This is a genomic window from uncultured Methanobrevibacter sp., from assembly GCF_902770715.1.
Classification (GTDB): Archaea; Methanobacteriota; Methanobacteria; order Methanobacteriales; family Methanobacteriaceae; genus Methanocatella.
This window is the reverse complement of record NZ_CACXTS010000012.1, coordinates 68655-88121: the sequence shown is the minus strand read 5'-3', so window position 1 is coordinate 88121 and position 19467 is coordinate 68655. Positions and strand designations below refer to the sequence as shown.

The 19467-nt window shown below is 35.7% G+C and carries 20 protein-coding genes; 11 read left to right on the top strand and 9 right to left on the bottom strand.

The window, feature by feature from the left end; genetic code table 11:
* Position 1: 1 nt before the first annotated feature.
* From QZU81_RS05075 to QZU81_RS05060, 4 genes are all read right to left on the bottom strand, one after another.
* Entirely contained in the window at positions 2-376 is a 375-nt protein-coding gene (locus tag QZU81_RS05075; protein WP_295589869.1) for a helix-turn-helix transcriptional regulator, read from the bottom strand.
* Positions 377-480: 104 nt separating this feature from the next.
* Positions 481-927, bottom strand: coding sequence for a hypothetical protein (locus tag QZU81_RS05070; protein WP_295589867.1), 447 nt, complete (start codon positions 925-927; stop codon positions 481-483).
* A gap of 19 nt (positions 928-946) precedes the next feature.
* Positions 947-1411 (bottom strand): DUF2124 domain-containing protein, encoded by a 465-nt coding sequence (locus QZU81_RS05065; protein ID WP_295589865.1) that lies wholly within the window; start codon positions 1409-1411, stop codon positions 947-949.
* 111 nt (positions 1412-1522) lie between these two features.
* Positions 1523-2011 carry an isoprenylcysteine carboxylmethyltransferase family protein gene (locus QZU81_RS05060; protein ID WP_292825171.1) on the bottom strand — a complete coding sequence of 163 codons (489 nt, stop codon included), beginning with the start codon at positions 2009-2011 and terminating at the stop codon, positions 1523-1525.
* 150 nt (positions 2012-2161) lie between these two features.
* On the opposite strand from QZU81_RS05060, the gene QZU81_RS05055 reads away from it, so the two are divergent.
* Positions 2162-2833 carry an isoprenylcysteine carboxylmethyltransferase family protein gene (locus tag QZU81_RS05055; RefSeq protein WP_292825168.1) on the top strand — a complete coding sequence of 224 codons (672 nt, stop codon included), beginning with the start codon at positions 2162-2164 and terminating at the stop codon, positions 2831-2833.
* A 43-nt stretch (positions 2834-2876) separates the two neighbouring features.
* Positions 2877-3191 carry a TfoX/Sxy family protein gene (locus QZU81_RS05050; protein ID WP_295589860.1) on the top strand — a complete coding sequence of 105 codons (315 nt, stop codon included), beginning with the start codon at positions 2877-2879 and terminating at the stop codon, positions 3189-3191.
* 7 nt (positions 3192-3198) lie between these two features.
* Here the strand turns inward: QZU81_RS05050 and QZU81_RS05045 are convergent, their stop codons facing one another.
* The 3 genes from QZU81_RS05045 to QZU81_RS05035 form a co-directional block, all read right to left on the bottom strand.
* A complete protein-coding gene (locus tag QZU81_RS05045; protein WP_295589857.1) occupies positions 3199-5457 on the bottom strand; it encodes an ABC transporter permease in 2259 nt (752 codons plus the stop codon).
* Between the two features lie 236 nt (positions 5458-5693).
* Positions 5694-7964: an ABC transporter permease gene (locus tag QZU81_RS05040; protein ID WP_295589854.1), complete on the bottom strand. Its 2271-nt coding sequence runs from the start codon at positions 7962-7964 to the stop codon at positions 5694-5696.
* Positions 7965-7968: 4 nt separating this feature from the next.
* The gene (locus QZU81_RS05035; protein WP_292825156.1) at positions 7969-8673 is read right to left on the bottom strand and encodes an ABC transporter ATP-binding protein; all 705 of its coding nucleotides are present in this window, start codon (positions 8671-8673) and stop codon (positions 7969-7971) included.
* Positions 8674-8830: 157 nt separating this feature from the next.
* On the opposite strand from QZU81_RS05035, the gene hisA reads away from it, so the two are divergent.
* From hisA to pyrI, 5 genes are read left to right on the top strand one after another with little or no spacing between them, the layout of a single operon-like run.
* A complete protein-coding gene (gene hisA / locus QZU81_RS05030) occupies positions 8831-9568 on the top strand; it encodes a 1-(5-phosphoribosyl)-5-[(5-phosphoribosylamino)methylideneamino]imidazole-4-carboxamide isomerase (protein ID WP_292825153.1) in 738 nt (245 codons plus the stop codon).
* Between the two features lie 4 nt (positions 9569-9572).
* Positions 9573-10037: an FAD synthase gene (locus tag QZU81_RS05025; RefSeq protein ID WP_292825150.1), complete on the top strand. Its 465-nt coding sequence runs from the start codon at positions 9573-9575 to the stop codon at positions 10035-10037.
* 15 nt (positions 10038-10052) lie between these two features.
* Positions 10053-11075, top strand: a complete 1023-nt coding sequence (gene argC / locus QZU81_RS05020) for an N-acetyl-gamma-glutamyl-phosphate reductase (RefSeq protein ID WP_295589847.1) — start codon at positions 10053-10055, stop codon at positions 11073-11075.
* A 21-nt stretch (positions 11076-11096) separates the two neighbouring features.
* Entirely contained in the window at positions 11097-11591 is a 495-nt protein-coding gene (locus QZU81_RS05015) for a flavodoxin (RefSeq protein WP_295589844.1), read from the top strand.
* A gap of 6 nt (positions 11592-11597) precedes the next feature.
* Positions 11598-12077: an aspartate carbamoyltransferase regulatory subunit gene (pyrI, locus tag QZU81_RS05010; protein ID WP_292853057.1), complete on the top strand. Its 480-nt coding sequence runs from the start codon at positions 11598-11600 to the stop codon at positions 12075-12077.
* Between the two features lie 4 nt (positions 12078-12081).
* Here the strand turns inward: pyrI and QZU81_RS05005 are convergent, their stop codons facing one another.
* Complete coding sequence (locus tag QZU81_RS05005; protein WP_295589823.1) at positions 12082-13290, bottom strand: GMC family oxidoreductase N-terminal domain-containing protein; 1209 nt, start codon at positions 13288-13290, stop codon at positions 12082-12084.
* Between the two features lie 174 nt (positions 13291-13464).
* On the opposite strand from QZU81_RS05005, the gene QZU81_RS05000 reads away from it, so the two are divergent.
* The 4 genes from QZU81_RS05000 to QZU81_RS04985 are packed head-to-tail and all read left to right on the top strand — an operon-like array spanning position 13465 to position 17671.
* Positions 13465-14835 (top strand): TldD/PmbA family protein, encoded by a 1371-nt coding sequence (locus QZU81_RS05000; RefSeq protein WP_295589820.1) that lies wholly within the window; start codon positions 13465-13467, stop codon positions 14833-14835.
* Positions 14835-15392 (top strand): TIGR00296 family protein, encoded by a 558-nt coding sequence (locus QZU81_RS04995; protein ID WP_295589990.1) that lies wholly within the window; start codon positions 14835-14837, stop codon positions 15390-15392. The genes QZU81_RS05000 and QZU81_RS04995 overlap by 1 nt, the downstream gene beginning before the upstream one ends.
* Positions 15393-15400: 8 nt before the next feature.
* Entirely contained in the window at positions 15401-16435 is a 1035-nt protein-coding gene (locus QZU81_RS04990; protein ID WP_295589816.1) for an NOG1 family protein, read from the top strand.
* A gap of 6 nt (positions 16436-16441) precedes the next feature.
* Complete coding sequence (locus QZU81_RS04985) at positions 16442-17671, top strand: nucleotide sugar dehydrogenase (protein ID WP_295589813.1); 1230 nt, start codon at positions 16442-16444, stop codon at positions 17669-17671.
* A gap of 164 nt (positions 17672-17835) precedes the next feature.
* On the opposite strand, the gene QZU81_RS04980 is transcribed toward QZU81_RS04985, so the two are convergent.
* Positions 17836-19395: a flippase gene (locus tag QZU81_RS04980; protein WP_295589810.1), complete on the bottom strand. Its 1560-nt coding sequence runs from the start codon at positions 19393-19395 to the stop codon at positions 17836-17838.
* Positions 19396-19467 lie beyond the last annotated feature (72 nt).

Sequence of the window (19467 nt, the reverse complement as noted above, 5' to 3'; positions counted from 1 at the left end):
ATTATTCTAATATATGTTCTAAACCTACTTTGTAAATCATTTCTATGTGAAGGTCTGTGAGAGAATATCTTGCCATTTTACCTTCTTTTTGGTATTTAACAATATTATTTGCACGCAATATTCTTAATTGATTTGAAACAGTAGTTTGATTTAAATCAAGTGCCTCACAAATATCGCAAACACATAAATCTTCAATGCTAAGCAGAGAAATAATTTTTAATCTTGTCGGGTTTCCAAATATTTTAAAGAATTCAGATAATTCAGTGAATTCATTTTCATCAGGTATGCGTTCCTTTACACGGCTGACAACATCTTCATGAGAGTCGAATATTTCACACATATCATCATTATTGTTTTCAAGATTATTATTTTCCATAGTCATCACATATATTATATAATGATATTATGATATGATTATGTATTTAAATGTTGTCATATCATGATATCGTGATATGTTATTTTAAAAAAATAAAAGAAAAATTAACTGCCTTGAAGGTCATGAACCTCCTGGCCAAGATAATCTACATTTTCAACCAGCAAAACATCTTTAGGATACTTGACATCACCTATAGAATGGTTTTCCAAGACATTACATTCTATAAACTCTTCAATATATACATCACATACATATTCTGAAGGAATCTTTCTTGCATCCCAGCTGTTCATCACCACAAAGGCATCATCAGAAATGAAAACCTGCTTGTTTCCCAAGGATTCCATCCATGCAAGTGTTTCATTATCATGACCTTCATAATACTCCGCTGTTTTAATATCCTTGATTATTTCAGTCAACGGAATTGGGCCTTCTGAATATACCGTAATGGGTGTTTTAGTTGAATCATCAGTTTCCTCAAATGAATAAACCAAAACCAATGATAAAACCGCTAAAAGTAAAATTACCACAGCAATAATACTTTTATTGTTCATTTTAAAGCCCCTTTAAAGATTACTTTTTGACCACACCAATTAATGTTCCATCAATGACACAGTCAAAATCGACCTTTTCAAGCCAACCTGCCTTGGTAAACATGTCCATGAAGCAGACTCCCATAAGCTGACCATCTTCTTTTAAGATTTCATTGACCAGTGCCTTTACATCTTCTGTGTCAACATCATACTTCGGCATGGACAATCCTCCCAACAAAACGACAACATCAGAGTCGTGAGGATCGGAAACTTCATCCTTAAGCACCATAGCATAAGGTTTGGACTCAAATTCATGACAGTCATCAATATCCAATAGGGGAATGAAATAATTTTCCTTATCCCTAACGGAATAAGCCAAAAACTCTGCAAATGGAGTGCAGACACCTGGAGATCCAATAAATGTAATTTTTTCAGCATCTCCAACTTCCTTTTTAAATGTTACAAGCTGTCCGTTCAATCCTTTCCATTCATTAACATCTTCCATGATACCACCTTCAATAAGCATTTTATTGGTAGAATAGCTTTAAACAACTAAATTAAACCTTCAATAATTTATCTCATTTTAGTTTTTTAAAAATTTTGCTATTATCTGAATTCATTTTAATTTTGGAAAAAATCTATTTGAATTTTTAACATATTCTTCATAATCCTTTCCAAAATCTATCTTTAAGCGTTGCTCTTCTTTTTTAACTTGAACATTCATTATTAAAACTTCAATTATGAAAATCAATAGAGATTCTACAGATAAAAGAGCTATTAAAACTCCTATGTGATATATGAAAACACCCAACAGCATCGGATTTCTACATATTCCATAAGGTCCATCAGTCATTAGTGAACTGGTTCTAGGGGCAACTTCATGGTTAAATGCATCAAAGGGATTTCCGCCACCGACATTTTTCATATAAACAATTGACCAGACGCTTAATCCTATACCTGTAATTGCCAATATGATCAGAATCAACAGTCCCCTCAATCCAATTTCGGCCAGGTTAGGGCTTCCTGATGCCAAATACATCACATATGGAATTCCAATTATGAAAATAATCAAACCTAACAAATATCCTATGAAATCACGATTCATATTATCACCACACAATTATTAATTAAACATTATTATATAAAATATCCGGTGATTTTTTAAGATATTGCTGAAACTGAAACAGGGGATTAAATTAATTGTTTATACCATGAAATCATAATATCAATCATTAGAAAGAATTTAAGTGATTGAATGAATGCAAAATTATTTTCACAAGCTTTAAGCAAATTCCTTTTCGGATTAATAATAATCAGCTTATTGCTATTTATACCTGCAGGAACTCTAAACTATCCCAATGCATGGTTATTCTTAGCATTATTATTCATTCCGATGTTCATTGCAGGAATCATCATGCTTATCAAATCACCAGAACTTCTAAAAAAAAGATTGAATGCTAAAGAAGAGGAAAATGAACAGAAAATAGTTATCTTGATTAGTGGAGCAATATTTTTACTCGCATTCATCATAGCGGGACTAAATTTTAGATTCAAATGGTCCGAACTTCCACAAATCGTGATAATTGCCTCTTCAATAATCTTTTTATTGAGCTATATCATGTATGCGGAAGTATTAAGAGAAAATATGTATCTTTCACGTACTGTTGAAGTGAGTGAAAATCAGAAAGTGATTGACAGAGGATTATACGGGCTTGTCAGACATCCAATGTACACTTCAACAATCTTTCTATTCCTATCAATGCCATTAATTTTGGGCTCACTCTTTTCATTTGGTATTATGCTGATTTATCCGATTATCATCATTTTCCGAATAAAAAATGAAGAAAAATTTTTGGAAAGCAAATTAGATGGCTATAAAGACTATAAAGACAAAGTAAACTATAAGATTATACCATTCATATGGTAAATTATCAAATTAAAGAGCAAATTTAATAATAAAGTGATTTAACATGACATCAAGCAAGGAATATCTGGAATACATAATGGAACAGCTGTCTGATTTGGATGACATATCATACAGGGCAATGATGGGCGAATACATTATCTATTATCGCGAAAAGATTGTTGGAGGCATTTACGATGACCGCTTTCTCATAAAACCCGTAAAAACAGCTATGGAAATGATGCCTGATGCTGATATGGAACTGCCCTACGAAGGCGCCAAGAAAATGCTGCTTGTTGAGGATGTGGAAAACAGAGAGTTTCTAAAAGAATTATTTGAAGCAATGTATGATGAGCTTCCTGCTCGAAAAAAACGCAAATAACTTCAGATTATTCAACATCCTTAAGTGCTTCAACCATGTTCAAATCACTGATTTTATCCGAAAACAACAGATTAACTCCGATTGATATTGTGAAGGTTATAAAGGCTGTCAATAGAATGTTTCCCCATGTTAAAGAAGGTACATAATACAGAGAGTCTCCTGCAGCATTGAGCATCAATGTCATGAAGTAAAATCCAAGCGGAATTCCCAAAACAAATCCAATGGCTGTGAAAATTAAATTTTGAGTTAATAACAGTTTCCTTAAGCTATTTGTTTTAAAACCTAAAACCTTTAAGGTTGCAACTTCCCTTTCCATTTCTGTAAATGACAATATTCCTAAATTGTATAACACCAAAATGGCAAGGGCTACGGCCACGATAGTGACTACATAAACCATCATCATAACTGCTTCTGTTAATTCATCCCAACCTTTCTTCATTTTTTCCATGCTTGAAACGGATTTGATTGAATTGAAGTTTTCGCCGAATTTCTCTTTGGTCAAGATATTAGTTGGTGTAAAGTTAAGTCCCTGATCTTCAAGGGTATCAGGTGACATTATCAAACCCTGTGAAATCGGTTCTGCATGAATCTGGTCAATTTTTGAGCTCACCCAATCATCACTTCCGACAATGTGCCATTTCACCTTATCTCCAATGCTCAAATTAAAAGTCTCGGCAAGTTTTTTGGAAATTGAAACATCACTCTCGTTAATCTCTATCGGATTTCGGTCGCTGTCAGTATAGGATATCAAATCCGTGTTGTTTGAAACCAGCAGGGTTACCGTGTCCTCCATGTCGTTTGCCTTCATCTCGATTGACTGCTGCATTATGAAGCTGCCGTTGGTCTCATTTAGGATATAATACAATTCCATAGGATTGGCTTCATTTGAAAGAAGCAATTTTGACTCGTAATGGCTGATGTCATCATATTCCCATGATTTCAATTCGCCCATGCTGTCGTTCATACCGAATGCTGCAATCAACAGTGCAACGCAGCCCATAACTCCAACGATTGCCATGACTGCTCTGAAATTATTTCTTTTTGCATCCCTCCAGTTCCAACGGAAATTGAAGCTTAAATGATTCCATAATCTTGATTTTTCAATGATCCCATTTGAAGATATCTTAGGAGCTTTCGGCCTTAATGTATTTGCAGGATTTTCCTTTGAAATCCTTCTGCATGACAGAAAAGTAACCAAAACAGATAAAAAGACCATCAACAATGCAATATAGATAAATCTCATGTCAAAACCCGGATGCCAGCTAGGCATGCTATAGCTTTTGGACATTGTCGGATAGAACATTTGAGGAATAACCATAGGTCCGGTTATCAAACCTAGAATAGCTCCCGCCAAAACCGGCCAGAACGAATATGACAAATAATGCCTAATTATTGTTTTGTCTTTAAACCCAACGGCCTTTAAGATTCCTATTTGAGTACGCTGATGGGCAACAATCCTATTCATTGTAGTCAAAAGGGTTAAAAATGTCACCAATATGAACACTATCGGGAAAACATCACCTATCATTTTGTGCTGCGCCATTTCATCGGAAAATTTGGCAACACTGATCTGGTCCTCTTTTTTGGTGAATGACAAATAATCAATTGATTTGTCCAGTTTCTCTTTAAAATCACTATCCGATTGATTATATTTGACCAGCAATCTGTTATATTCCAAATCTTCAGGATATGCTTTACTTGAAAGATAGGCAAATCCCATTTGTGAAAAATCGGGAGTCAACGAACTTGGAGATGATTCATAAATGTATTCCGGAGAGTAACCAATACCCTTAATTTCCTTTTTGATTTTTGAATCTCCGAATTTGAATGTGATTTTATCCCCTACTTTCAAATCCCATTCATCCGCAAAACGCTTATCCAACCATACACCGGATTCATCTTCAGGGTTGAAATCCTCCCCTTCAGTTGAATAAAACTTGGAAATCGTTCCCTTTTCTATGAAATGCAATGTAAAATCAGGTTTGCTATCCAGATTTGCAACGGCCTGAATAACCTCTTGCCTATCAGTCTGGGTTGAAAAATCGCTCACCTTCTCCAGATCCAAGTCATCAAAACCAGTATTGTAAATCCATCCATCAGCCATGTTAGTATCGGCATAAAAACCTTCTGAGGTCTGTTCCAACCCATAATATTCAGCATATATTCCACAATATGCGAAAATACCTAAAAATGCCATTAGAAATATTGCAATAAATTGGGCCTTATTGATTTTTATATCCCTCAGCATTTTTTTGGATAGTGACATGATAATATATTAGAAAAATGGAATATAAAAAACCTATTTTAAATTGATGATATGCCCCATTAAATTATATTGTTAACGATAAGATCACAAAATAATAAATTGCAATTTTCATTAACATCAAGCATCAGACCAATAATACATGCTTTAAAAAAGAGATATATCTGAAAACAGAAAAAAATAAAAAATATTAAAATTTTAAAGATTTCATCACTAATTAAGTGCGAATAGATACAAATCTATTCGACACCTTTTAGAGACTCGACCATGTCCAAATTCTTAATCTTGCGTGAAAACATTAGGTTTACAAGAATTGATAAGGCAAATGTTATCAAAGCAGTCAATACCAAGTTTGTAATAGTTATTGAAGGGAGTATATAAAATGAATCTCCGGAAGATTCCCACATTATCTTCAATATGTAGTAACCGATTGGAATGCCCAACAGGAATCCTATAGCTGTAAACCATAAGTTTTGTGTTAAAAGCAGCCTTCTCAATGACCCTGTTTTGAAACCTAATACCTTTAATGTTGCAATTTCACGTTCAATTTCAGTAAATGACAATAGTCCCAAATTATAAAGCACCACAACCGCCAAAAGAGATGCGAAGAATATTAAAATGTATATCAGCAGCCACATCGCTTCTGTTAGCTCGTCCCAACTGGAGGTCATGTCCTTAAGTGAATTAGCTGTTTTAACGGCAGAATAATTCTTGTCGACATGTTCCGCTGTTACAATGCTTGTTGGAGTGTAGTTCAAGTCCAAATCATCAAGCTTGTCGCTGGACATTATGAAACCCTGTGATGTCGGATCTGCATGAATCTTATCTATTTTTGTTTTAATCCATTTATCAGAACCCATTATATGCCATTTGACAGTGTCTCCAACACCAACACCCAGCATGTCCGCCATCTTTTGTGAAATTGAAACCTCATCATCAGCTATTTTGATTTTATTCCAATTATAATCTGTTGGAGTTATCAAATCAGTATGGTTTAAAACCAATAGCGAACCTGACTTTTTAACCGAACCTTGTTCGATTTCAATGGCAGATTCCATTACCTTATCACCGTTTACTTCATCAGCCACATCATCAATTTCAGACAGGCTTGCTTCATCATCTATAACCAATTTGGAATCATAATGGTTAATCTGATTGAATTCCCATTCCTTCAAATCATTCATTCCATCATACATTCCGAAAGCGGATATCAAAAGTGCAGTACATCCGATGACACCAACTATTGTCATCAATGCCCTGAATTTATTTCTTTTTGCATCACGATAATTCCAACGGGCATTGAAGGACAGATGCTTCCAAAATGCAAATCTCTCAACGAAACCTGATGATGACACCTTAGGAACCTTTGGCCTAATTGTATCGGCAGGATTCTCATTGAATATGCTTTTTACTGCATAATATGAAACCAGTACTGACAGTATAATCATTGCCGCTGCAACATAGACAAAATCCATACTCCATGCTGGCTCCCATGAAGGTAGGATGTATGTAGAACTCATTGACGGATAGAACAGCTGAGGCAATGTCATCGGCCCAATGATTAGGCCTAAAACAGATCCGACCAAAACAAGCCAGAATCCGTAGGATACATAATGAAACATTATGGACCTGTCCTTAAATCCGCATGCCTTTAAAATACCGATTTGAGTTCTCTGATGAGCGATGATTCTTGTCATTGTTGTAAGCAAAATCAACATTGCAATCAGTATGAACACCACTGGAAAAATTCCAGACATCATCTTATGCTGGTCCATCTCTTCTGAAAATTGGTTTACGCTGGAATGCTCTGACCTTTCAACAAATGAATTGTAGTCTCCATCCAACTTGTCAGACAGCAGATCGTTGAAGGTTTCTGGTGTTCCATCAAACTTAACATTTAAAACATTATACGGAACTATGTCTGTCGGGAATGCCTTATATGACAGATATGCAAAACCTAACTTGGAGAAATCCGGAATTACAGATGATTTTGAAGCATGATAAACATATTCCGGAGAATATCCTATTCCCTTAATTTCCTTTTCGATTTCAAATCCATTGAATTCAAAGGTGATGTTGTCTCCGACTTTCAAATCTTTAGCATCAGCAAAGCTCTTATCCAGCCATACCCCATCACCATCACTAATATTCAACGGTTTTCCATCAACCAGATAGAATTTTGAAATAGTGTTGTTTTCAACAAAATGCAGTGTAATTTCGGGGTCATTTGAAAAGTCCGCAACCGAATCCACAACCAATTGCCTTTCCATCTGGTTAGTTGGACCCAGACAATATACATCATCCAGAAACTTGTCGTTTAAATTGGCCGAATAAATCCAACCGTCTGCCAGATTGGTATCATTATAAAAATTTTCACTGTTGACTTCAAGGCCTACTGATTCTCCACCGACACCGGCAAAAACAAACACTCCTAAAAATGCCATCAAAAAAATTGACAGGAATTGGGTTTTGTGCTTGCGGATGTCTCTCAACATCTTTTTGAAAAGCATTTGCTCACCATTCCAAATCAGCAATCTTTTTTGGATTTTCATTAACGGCAATGCTTTCTATCTGGCCATTCTTAATCCTGATTACCTTATCTGCGGCTTCAGCCAAAATTGCATTGTGTGTAACAATAACAACAGTTGTATCCTTGTTATTGCTCATATCCTGAAGTAAATTCAAGATTAAAACACCAGTTTTTGAATCTAATGCTCCTGTTGGCTCATCACATAAAAGCATTGTAGGCTGTTTGGCTACTGCTCTAGCAATAGACACCCTCTGCTGTTCCCCACCGGACAATTGCGCCGGAAATTGACTTGCATGGTCCTTAAGACCTACGGAGTCTAGAACATCCAAACCATTTATGTTTACATCAACAATGTCTTTCATTAGTTCAACATTTTCAAGAGCTGTCAAATTTGGAATCAAGTTATAAAACTGGAAAATGAAACCTACATTTTTTGCTCTGAAATCTGTAAGCTGATTATCAGAGAAGTTTTCTACATGGTTGCCTTTTACGATAATCTCTCCTGAAGTGACGGTATCAAGACCTCCCAAAAGGTTTAAAAGTGTTGATTTGCCTGCACCTGAAGGCCCAAGGATTACAACAAATTCACCTTCATCAATTGTAAAATTAACATTATCCATAGCTTTTAAAATATGATCTCCAGATTTATAAATCTTTTCAACATTTTTAAATTCTATAATTGTACTCATTAATATTGCCTTCTTCAATTAGTTGTAGTTAAATTTATTTAACATACTATATAAAATTTAGGTATGCCTAAAAATTTTATTTTTAATTAAACAATACATATAAAACATTTCAAAACAAAAGTTATATTATAATAAAATATTATAGGAAAAAATCCAAATGTCATTCAATAAAGATGAAATGTTAATAATGCCCGCAGTTGACATAAAAAACGGCAAATGTGTTCAACTGGTTCAAGGCGAACCTGGAAGTGAAATGGTTGAAATAGAAAATCCGGAACTTGTTGCAAAACATTGGGAGGATTTGGGAGCTCGTAACATCCACGTCATTGATTTGGATGGAACCATAAATGGCGTTGCAAGCTTTGACATTATCAAAAAAATCCTAAAAGAGGTTTCCGTCCCGATACAACTTGGCGGCGGAATAAGAAGTGTTGAATATGCAAAAGAACTTTTAGATTTGGATATCGAAAGACTGATAATCGGAACAATGGGAATACAGCAGCCTGAAACCATTACACAGCTTTCCGAAGAATACGGATCCGACAGGATAATGATTTCACTAGACAGCAAAGACAACAAAGTGGTCATTAAAGGCTGGCAGGAAAAGATTGACAAAAGCCCTGCTGAAATCTCCCAGGAGTTCAAAGACCATGGAGCAGGCAGCATCCTATTTACAAATGTTGATGTTGAAGGGCTTTTAGGCGGATTTTACACAGAACCTGTAGAGGAATTGAAAAAATCTGTTGATTTGCCAATTGTCTATTCAGGCGGAATTACAACAATAGATGACATTAAAAAATTAAATGAAAGCGGAGTGGAAGGAATAGTAATCGGCTCTGCACTTTATAAAGATAAAATTGATTTGACTGAAGCGTTAAAGTATCAAAAGAGGTAATCAGATGAAAAAAGTAATGGCAAGTGGAACTTTCGATTTGCTCCATCCGGGACATGGAGTTTACTTAGAGGAAGCGAAAAACCTTGGTGGATACAATTCCAAACTTTATGTTGTTGTTGCACGTGACTCAACCGTTGAGAAAAGAAAAAGAGTCCCAATTGTTGGAGAAAATCAACGTTTAGAATTAATTAAAATGTTAAAACCAGTAGATGAAGCTTATCTTGGTAATGAAGAGGGAGATATCTTTAAAATTGTAAAGGAAATCGACCCTGACATCATAGCTATTGGACCTGACCAAACCCACAATGTTGAAAAGCTGCAAAAGGCAATCGATGATAGGGGTTTGAAGGCCCGTGTTCAGCGCGTTAAAGTTTATCACAAAGATGAACTTGACAGCAGCTGTAAGATTATAAAAAAGATTAAAAATACTGACTTTGAAGGTAAAATATTAGATAATTGTGAAGATTAAGGAGGAGATTATAAAATGTTTAAAGCGGCTATTATAGGAGCAAGCGGATACACTGGTGGAGAACTTTTAAGAATGCTTTTAAACCATCCTGAAGTGGAGATAACTGACATCACTTCAAGACAATACGATGGAACTCCTGCACATAAAATTCATCCACACATAAGAGATTCAGGACTCGTATTTACAAACAAAAGTCCTTCTGAATTGGACGTTGATGTTGTGTTTACCGCAACCCCTCACGGCGCATCAATGAAAATCGTGCCTGAAATCTTAGACACAGGCGCAAAAGTGGTTGACTTAAGCGGAGATTACAGATACAGAGATACTGCAGTCTATGAAAAATGGTACGGTATGGAACATACTGACAGTGAAAATAAAGGTGCTTTCGGGCTTCCTGAACTATACAGAGATGAAATCAAAAAAGCAAACCTTGTTGCAAATCCTGGATGTTTCCCAACAGGTGCAATTCTATCATCCTATCCATTGGTTAAAAATGATTTGGTCGATAGGATCATCATTGATTCAAAAACTGGAGTTAGTGGAGCGGGTGTCAATCCGTCAGCAACTACACATTACCCAAATATTGCAGATAACGTAAATCCATATAAAATATCCTCACACAGACACATGTCTGAAATCCAACAGGAATTGCATGGATTTGATGACGTTAAAGTATCCTTCACACCACATTTGGTGCCAGTAATCAGAGGAATTCAAACAACAAGCCACAGCTTATTAAAAGAGGAAAACATAGATATTACTCCTGATGAAATCAGAGCATTATACGAAAAAGAGTATGGTGATGAATACTTTATCAAACTTATGGATGAAGGAGAAATCCCACATTTAAGTGCAGTCAGAGGGTCCAACTTCGTACACATCGGAGGATTCGAAATCGATGAAACTGGAAGATTAGTGATGCTTTCAGCTATTGATAACCTTGTTAAAGGTGCATCCGGACAGGCTATTCAAAACATGAATATCCTTCTCGGCATTGATGAACATGCCGGACTAACACACTTCGGTCTTCATCCTTAAAAAAAATCGGGGGAGATTTAAATGGCTACATTAATTATCTATTATTCACAAGGAGGAACTACAGAATTAGTAGCTAAAACATTAGCTCAAAATTTAAGAGCAGACATGGTAAGAATTCATGATTTGAAAAATCGTGAAGGCTTTAAAAATAGATTATTCGCATCAATTAATGCATTTAGAGAAAATAAAACTGATATCGTTCCGGCCAGGGTGGACTTGACCAACTATGACACAGTAATATTCGGAACACCTACCTGGGCTGGAAACCCTACTCCCGCAATTTTAACAATTATCGACAGATGTAACTTAACCGGAAAAGATGTAATGTTATTCGCTACAATGGACAACAACCGTGGTGATACAAACATTGAAAGGCTTGAAGAAAAAGTTAAGATGCGTGGAGCAAGAGTTATTGAAAGTTTTGCCATTGCTACTAAAGGAAAAGGTCCTGAAAAGCTAGTTACCGATACTGAAGCTATTATCGAAATGAAAGATTTAAAAATGTATACAAGGTAGATTAAATTGATTGAAAATAAAAAATCAGAATTGAAAATCAGAGCTATTGAAAACGGAACAGTAATTGACCACATTACGGCCAATAAATCATTGCACATTCTTAAAATCTTAGGACTTCCCGACTCAGATACTAAAAATGTTACAATAGCTATGAATGTATCCTCAAAAGAAATTGGCAGGAAGGACATCTTAAAAATTGAGAATAGGGAATTGGATCATGAAGAACTGAATCAGGTTGCTTTAATTGCTCCAAAAGCTACAATTAACATTATTAGAGATTATAAGCCAATAAAAAAAGATAAAATTGTTCTTCCTGAAAAAATCACATCAATCATAGAATGCACTAATCCAAAGTGCATCACCAACAACAAGAATGAGCCTATTACACCAATTTTTAATGTTGTAAACAATTATCCTCCTGTTGTTAGATGCCATTACTGTGAAAAATTAATAAAAACAGAAGATATCGATAAACAATTCGAATAATCTTCTATTCTTTTTTTAGATAATCTGCCAATCTTTTAGACAATGCGAGTATTGTCAATATAGGTGGTTTTCCTGGAGAAATTGGCAGTACGCTTGCATCACAAACAAACAAATCTTTAATTTCTGTTTCAAGATTGCTGTCCACAATTTCACCAATCTTTGCAGTTCCGCCGGGATGAGCTCCTCTGTAAACTGTTGAACCGATAGTATTTGGATCGACACCGGCTTTTTCCAATACAAAACCTGCAGTAGCTGCTCCTTCCGCCAGATATCTGATGTCCGTTATGGTATTTATCTTAACGACATCACCGTCATCAGTCACATACCCCTTGCATTCATCTGCTGTTTTTACCATGATGCTTAAAATATCATTATTGGTTACATTATCATCAGGAATATTTTCACGGATGAATGATGAAAAGTGAGGGGACAAGACAAAGTTTTCACCGATTATCAGACCGGCCATCTGAACTTCTGTGTTAAAGTTAATGTCTTTTATGTATCCTCCAACTGTCACAAATGGATCGAAGAATATTTCATGACCCGCTTTATCGATTCCTGAATTTCTCAAAATTAAAGTAGAACCGATAGCTCCGGCAGACAATATTACCTTTTCGGCATCAATAACCTCTTTCTTACCATCTTTAATGTATCTGACTCCACAGACTTTACCGTTTTCAGATAAGACCTCAACCACTTCAGCTTCAGTTATTAATGTTGCACCCGCTTCAACAGCCTCATCAGCAAAGTCCTTTCCAGACCATTTGGCATCAGCAGGACATCCAAATGCGCATTTTCCACATTGAATGCAGTCCTCTTCACGAATAGCTTTCGGCATTTTAAGAGTGTTCAATCCCAATTCACGTCCCGCATCAAGAAATGCCTGTGTGCCTTTCCCGATGTGTGAGTCATCCAATTGGTGCACTCCAACCAACTCTTCAACATATTCATAAGCCTCAGCCAGATCAATGTCGTAGTCAAGCAATTCCTCATCTAAAGCTCGAACCATATTTGACATGGATACAATTGTTGAACCGCCAATACAGGTTGTTGTTAGCAAATCAACGTCTTGTGAGTATTTATCATAACAATTAAATGCATCTTTTGAGTCTATATAAGAGCCTTTTTCCAAAATTGTAACTTGCTTTCCATCCAATGCAAGTTCACGGGCAAGGATTCCTCCGCCTGCACCAGTACCTACAATAACAATCATTCAATCACCTAAAAATATTAACATGTGTTATATTATAGTTCATGTTATAAAAATATGTATTATTTTTATTAAAACAAGCACATAAAATTACTTGAATTCATGAATTAAAAAACTTTTATTAAATATGTAATACAAAGATATAATATTATAATATCAATCTTATTGAGGGATAAAATGGAAGAATATATCAGTTTATTCGAAAATGTAATTGCAAAAACAAGCCCACAAGTAGATTACATCGATGTTAGAGCAGGAATTGGTGAAAATACTGCTTTATTAATGAAAGATGGAGAAGTCGATGAAATCAACACCGGAATGAGCTTAGCGGCAAGAGTAAGGGTGTTGAATAATGGAGCATGGGGCTTTGCATATACAACAGACTTATCAAAAATAAATGAAATTACCGATACTGCAATCAAATTCTCAAATTCACTTAAAGGAGATGTCAGTTTAAGTGAAACAGAAATAATTAAAGACAAAATAGCTGTTGATGTTAAGATACCCTTCAAAGACATTTCTATTGAAGAAAAAAAGAACATCATGAAAGAAGCTAACGATTCAGCAACCATAGATAAAGTCAACAGTACCACAGTCAGTTATGGTGACAGCGAAATAAATGAATTATTCATGAGCAGCGAAGGAAGCGAAATTCAAGTGAAAACAAGCAGGGTAAGAATGGCCTTAAATGCATCTGCAACAAATGGTAAAATCATCCAATTTGGACACGGAAGTCTTGGAGGAGTAAAAGGATTTGAAGTAATAGCTGATGCAGATATCGAGGAATTCGGAAGAAAAATAGGTGAAAAAGCCGTTAGATTACTTGACGCTGAAAGCGCGCCTTCCGGAAACTTCCCAGTTATAGCCGACCCTGAATTAACCGGTGTTTTGGTTCACGAAGCATTAGGTCATGCTGTTGAGGGCGATTTAATCTTACAAAACGATTCAATTTTAAAGGACAAAATGGGATGCCAAATTGCATCAGACATTGTTAACATATTCGATGATGCCAGCCTTAAGGAAGGATTCGGATATTATCCTTATGATGTGGAAGGCGTGAAGACCGCACCAAATCAATTAGTGAAAGATGGAAAACTGGTCTCACTTTTAAATTCAAGAGAAACCGCATCAAAATTGAATATGAAATCTTCAGGAAATGCAAGATCAATAATTGCCGACCAGCCAATTGTGAGAATGAGCAACACATATCTGCAACCGGGAGACAATACGTTTGAAGAGTTGATTGAAGACATTCCTGATGGAATTTATCTTAAAGGTTCAAGAGGGGGCCAAGTGGACACCGGTAAAGGCATTTTCCAATTTAATGCAGCGGAAGGCTACTTAATTAAGGGTGGTGAAATATCAACTCCGCTAAGGGACGTTTCATTATCCGGAAACATACTTGAAACATTGAAAAACATTGATGCTATTGGAAATGATTTTAAATTAAGTGTCGGATTCTGTGGTAAAGATGGTCAGACCGCACCTGTAGGTGACGGCGGCCCACACACAAGAATCTTGAACGCACTTGTAGGAGGAATGGGATGATGATAAGTGATAAAGCTGGAAAATACTTAGTTGAATTAGCTAAAGACTCAATTAAACATTATTTGGAAACAGGAGAAAAATTAGATAAAGGAGAAGGCTATCCAATCGAATTAGATGAAAAATTAGGTGTTTTTGTAACATTGAATAAAAGAAACAATTTAAGAGGTTGTATCGGATATGCAGAACCTATCAAAAGCGCAATTGAAGCGACAATCGATGTTGCTATTGCAGCTGCAGTTAACGATCCTAGATTTCCACAAGTGACCTTAGATGAATTTGACGAACTTGATTTGGAAGTTACCGTCTTGACCAAACCTGAAATGATTATAGTAGCACACCCTGACCAATACTTTGAAGAAATCGAAATCGGCCGTGACGGCCTAATCATCCAAAAAGGATATTCCAGAGGATTGCTGCTTCCGCAGGTTGCTACAGAAAATAAATTTGATATAGAAATGTTTTTAGAACACACATGCATGAAAGCAGGAATTAGTGCAGATAGCTGGATGGATGAAAGTTGTGACGTGTACAAATTCCAAGGACAAATTTTTGAATAGTGATTAAAATGATGATTCCGACAATACCAACGCCACAAGAATTACTTGACAAAGGATTCAGCAGAGGTAAAAAACAAGCAGACTTAATTAGAAGTCAGAAAATGCCTAAACATTTGAAAGGTAAAAGAATTGAAGAGAGAAGGGTGGTTACTTCCTGCCAAGTAATCAAGGATAAATTAAAATCAATCATTGATGCAGTTCCTGAAATTGAAAGCTTACATCCGTTTTATCAAGACTACATAGACATTACCGTCGGTGTAGATGATATGAAACAAGCTCTTGGAGCACTTAATTGGGCATATGGAATTATAACCCAACTTGAAAAGGAATATGGTGCAAAAATAAGAAAAAATCCATCTGAAAAGGCAACTGCAATACAGAAACAAGCTTATGGAAGAATAGCTTCCGTTGTAAATAAGATTAAAAAGGATTTGGACTTCTTGGATTTTGCAAAGCAGAATCTGAGGAATATGCCTACAATTGACTTTGATGCAACAACCATCGTTATTGCAGGTTTTCCAAATGTGGGCAAATCAACACTGCTAAGACAGCTCAGCAGCGCAGATCCGCAAGTTGCAAATTATCCGTTTACCACAAAGGGTATACAGATTGGCCATACTGAAAGACACTGGAAGCATGTTCAGATTATCGATACCCCAGGTTTGCTTGATAGGCCTGTCTTAGAGATGAATGATATTGAAATGAATGCGATTGTAGCTCTTGAACATTTAGCCGATGCAATCCTGTTTATCTTCGATGCATCAGAAACCTGCGGTTTCCATTTGGACAATCAATATAACCTTTTAAAGCAGATTGAAAAGATTTTCTCAGAGATACCGGTCATTTATTTATTCAATAAGATGGACCTTGTTGAAGATAGGGAATATCTTAACGAATACATTGATGATGAAGAAAACTCCATTTTCATATCCGCAATTGAAGGTGAAGGCATAGACGAAATAAACAAGAAAATCGATAAGATTAAAAAAATTGAACGCTATGCTGAAAATGAAGAAGAAGATGATGATGACGAATATTATTAGGAGACAATGAAAATGAAGATTACCGTTGCAGGTGTAGGATATGTGGGGCTTTCACTTGCCGTTTTGCTGGCTCAGAAACATGAGGTTACCGCCATTACAACAACAGAATCAAAAGCTGAAAAGCTAAACCAGTTCATCAGCCCAATCCAGGATGATGAAATAGAAAGATTTTTCAAAGAGGCGCGTGAAGGAAAAAGAGAACTGAATCTCCACACAACCACCGACAAGGAAGCCGCCTATAAGAATGCGGAGCTTGTCATTATCGCCACCCCAACAAATTATGATGATGTCAATCATTTCTTTGATACATCAGCCGTTGAAGATGCCATAGAATGGACCCTTAAGGTTAATCCGGATGTTCTTATGGTTATCAAGTCAACAATACCTGTCGGATATACTGAATCCGTGCGTGAAAAGTATGGAGTTAAGAATATTATTTTCAGCCCAGAATTCCTTCGTGAGTCAAAGGCACTTTACGATAACCTTCATCCAAGCCGCATAGTTGTCGGATGTGATGATAACCAAAAAGAAGAAGGACAGATGTTTGCAGACCTCCTTCTGGAAGGTGCGAGGGAAGAGGAGAAAAAATCAGGTTCACCCGAACAGGACATTCCAGTGCTTTTGGGACCTTTAACAGAAGCGGAGGCAATAAAGCTTTTTGCCAACACTTACCTTGCAGTAAGGGTAAGCTACTTCAATGAGCTTGATACCTATGCACAGACCAAAGGCCTCGATACACAGATGATTATAGACGGAGTGTGTTTGGATCCCCGTATTGGCGGACATTACAATAACCCCTCATTCGGATATGGAGGATACTGCCTGCCTAAGGATACAAAACAGCTGCTTGCAAATTATAAGGATGTTCCGCAGACCATGATTGAGGCTGTTGTTCATTCCAATTCAGTGCGTAAGGAGTTTATTGCTGAACAGATCATTTCAAGAAATCCGAAAACTGTTGGAGTTTACCGCCTTACCATGAAAAGCAGTAGCGACAATTTCCGTGCATCTGCAATACAGGATGTAATGAAGCACATACGTGCGGAAGGAATTCAAATAATTATCTATGAACCAACATTGGAGAATGGAAGCGAATTTTTCAAATCCGAAGTTGTAAATGATATTGACCGCTTCAAAAGCGAAAGTGACGTAATCCTTGCAAACCGCTTTGATTCAGAAATTCTTGGCGATGTTGTTGACAAGGTATATACAAGGGATCTCTTTAGAAGGGATTAATTGTTGAATTAGATATATTTAGTAATTCTATTTAACTGAAACTTATGGAACCACCATTTTAACCAAAAAAAAACAGATAATCAATTATCCTATGATAATTGATTTCTTTTTGTTTTTTATTTTAACACCTTTTAAATTAATCGCATTCAGTGAATAATGTTTTATTACTCTTCAATTTTATATAGCAGTTCTTTTTCTTCAATATATTTAACTATTTTAGGAGTATATTTTTTTAGTATAGGAATCTTGTCCATATACTGACTAAAAAAGTCTATATCACGTTTTGTTAAAACTTTTAATCTTATTAATGCTACAATATAGACTGAACTGCCAATTACAATTCCTACGATCAAACCAATTAATGTTTTAGGAATTACATAACAAACCACCATTAAAATTAAATTGCAAATTAAAACTAGCAATATATTCTTCCAAGGAATTGATATTTTGGTAGTCCTGATTACAAATAGCATTATAACAATCATTAATATACATGTAGTGATTGTTGTAGCTATAGCTGCACCTATAATGCCCATCATTTTAACAAAAAATGCATTGAATGCAATATTCATTACAGTACCCACAAGCAGTATATACATCGGCAATCTCGGATTTCCAGTACCTTGAAGTATGCTGCTACTAATCATATAAACACTATAAAAAGACATTCCGATTACCAAAATACTTAAAACTCCGGAACCGGGGGTATAAACTTCTCCAAATAGCAATTGAATAAGAGGCATGCTAAACATGCTTATAACTACACACATTGGAATAACTGTAAGAATGCAATATCTTAAACAGTCCACAACATATTCTTGCAATAATTTTTGATCTTTTAAAACATAAGCTTCAGCTGTTGCAGGAAGCAACACTGTTGAAATTGATAGTGAAATAACCAACGGAATTCTTGAAATAGGGTCCGCAGCATTATAAAACCCTACATCAGAGGATAACATGAAAACACCTATAACTAATGTGCCAACATCATAAATTGCCATTTCAGATAATGCAGTTATAGCTACAGGCACTGCAAAACAAATTAACATCCATAATAATTTTAATTCTTCTTTAAAACTTAAATCTAATGAATCTTCCGAATAGAACATTGGACTAATATATTTTTTATATAGCAATACTGCAGTTATGGCTGAAACTATGAAACCAAATGCTCCTCCCAATACGGCCCCCATAGCATATAATCCACAATAAACAAATACCACAGCAAAAACAATTGTTGCTAACTGTTCGGCCATCCTATTATATACAGTATATTCATTTTTATAAACTCCTTGAAATGCACCTCTCATAGCTCCTACAATTACACTAAAAGGAGTTATTAGACTAACCGCCCTTAATGGCCATACGACTAGTGGTTTATGAAATATTTCATTTGCAATAAAATCTGATGAAAATAATAGGATAATGCTTAATAATATTGCCATTAAAACCATGAACTTGGTTGCAGTATAAATAACCTGTCTAGTCAATGCCTTTTCATCTTTTGCATTATATTCCGCAACATATTTTGATATTGCTGGAGGCAATCCGCCGGCAGATAAAATTTGGAATATTCCTTGAAACGGTAAAGTTAATCCATATAACCCATATCCTTCCGGTCCGAGCATTCTACTCATTAATAGTCTATTAATGTAACCTCCTACTCTATAAAGTAAGTTGCCTATTAATAAAATGAAACTATTCTTAAGTACCTTATTAGACATATTCTTCACTTAATTGAATATATAAAATGTTTATATAACTTTATGAAAATATAATTATATATTTAGTATTTA

What these genes read in the sequence shown, in the direction of transcription:
- QZU81_RS05040 (WP_295589854.1), bottom strand. Translation starts at nt 7,964, where the DNA reads ATGCTTTTCAAAAAGATGTTGAGAGACATCCGCAAGCACAAAACCCAA.
- QZU81_RS04995 (WP_295589990.1), top strand. Translation starts at nt 14,835, where the DNA reads ATGATAAGTGATAAAGCTGGAAAATACTTAGTTGAATTAGCTAAAGAC.
- QZU81_RS04980 (WP_295589810.1), bottom strand. Translation starts at nt 19,395, where the DNA reads ATGTCTAATAAGGTACTTAAGAATAGTTTCATTTTATTAATAGGCAAC.
- QZU81_RS05045 (WP_295589857.1), bottom strand. Translation starts at nt 5,457, where the DNA reads ATGTCACTATCCAAAAAAATGCTGAGGGATATAAAAATCAATAAGGCC.
- QZU81_RS05015 (WP_295589844.1), top strand. Translation starts at nt 11,097, where the DNA reads ATGGCTACATTAATTATCTATTATTCACAAGGAGGAACTACAGAATTA.
- QZU81_RS05000 (WP_295589820.1), top strand. Translation starts at nt 13,465, where the DNA reads ATGGAAGAATATATCAGTTTATTCGAAAATGTAATTGCAAAAACAAGC.
- argC (WP_295589847.1), top strand. Translation starts at nt 10,053, where the DNA reads ATGTTTAAAGCGGCTATTATAGGAGCAAGCGGATACACTGGTGGAGAA.
- QZU81_RS05005 (WP_295589823.1), bottom strand. Translation starts at nt 13,290, where the DNA reads ATGATTGTTATTGTAGGTACTGGTGCAGGCGGAGGAATCCTTGCCCGT.
- QZU81_RS05065 (WP_295589865.1), bottom strand. Translation starts at nt 1,411, where the DNA reads ATGGAAGATGTTAATGAATGGAAAGGATTGAACGGACAGCTTGTAACA.
- QZU81_RS04990 (WP_295589816.1), top strand. Translation starts at nt 15,401, where the DNA reads ATGATGATTCCGACAATACCAACGCCACAAGAATTACTTGACAAAGGA.
- QZU81_RS05055 (WP_292825168.1), top strand. Translation starts at nt 2,162, where the DNA reads ATGAATGCAAAATTATTTTCACAAGCTTTAAGCAAATTCCTTTTCGGA.
- QZU81_RS05060 (WP_292825171.1), bottom strand. Translation starts at nt 2,011, where the DNA reads ATGAATCGTGATTTCATAGGATATTTGTTAGGTTTGATTATTTTCATA.
- QZU81_RS05050 (WP_295589860.1), top strand. Translation starts at nt 2,877, where the DNA reads ATGACATCAAGCAAGGAATATCTGGAATACATAATGGAACAGCTGTCT.
- QZU81_RS05075 (WP_295589869.1), bottom strand. Translation starts at nt 376, where the DNA reads ATGGAAAATAATAATCTTGAAAACAATAATGATGATATGTGTGAAATA.
- QZU81_RS05035 (WP_292825156.1), bottom strand. Translation starts at nt 8,673, where the DNA reads ATGAGTACAATTATAGAATTTAAAAATGTTGAAAAGATTTATAAATCT.
- QZU81_RS05025 (WP_292825150.1), top strand. Translation starts at nt 9,573, where the DNA reads ATGAAAAAAGTAATGGCAAGTGGAACTTTCGATTTGCTCCATCCGGGA.
- QZU81_RS04985 (WP_295589813.1), top strand. Translation starts at nt 16,442, where the DNA reads ATGAAAATGAAGATTACCGTTGCAGGTGTAGGATATGTGGGGCTTTCA.
- QZU81_RS05070 (WP_295589867.1), bottom strand. Translation starts at nt 927, where the DNA reads ATGAACAATAAAAGTATTATTGCTGTGGTAATTTTACTTTTAGCGGTT.
- hisA (WP_292825153.1), top strand. Translation starts at nt 8,831, where the DNA reads ATGTCATTCAATAAAGATGAAATGTTAATAATGCCCGCAGTTGACATA.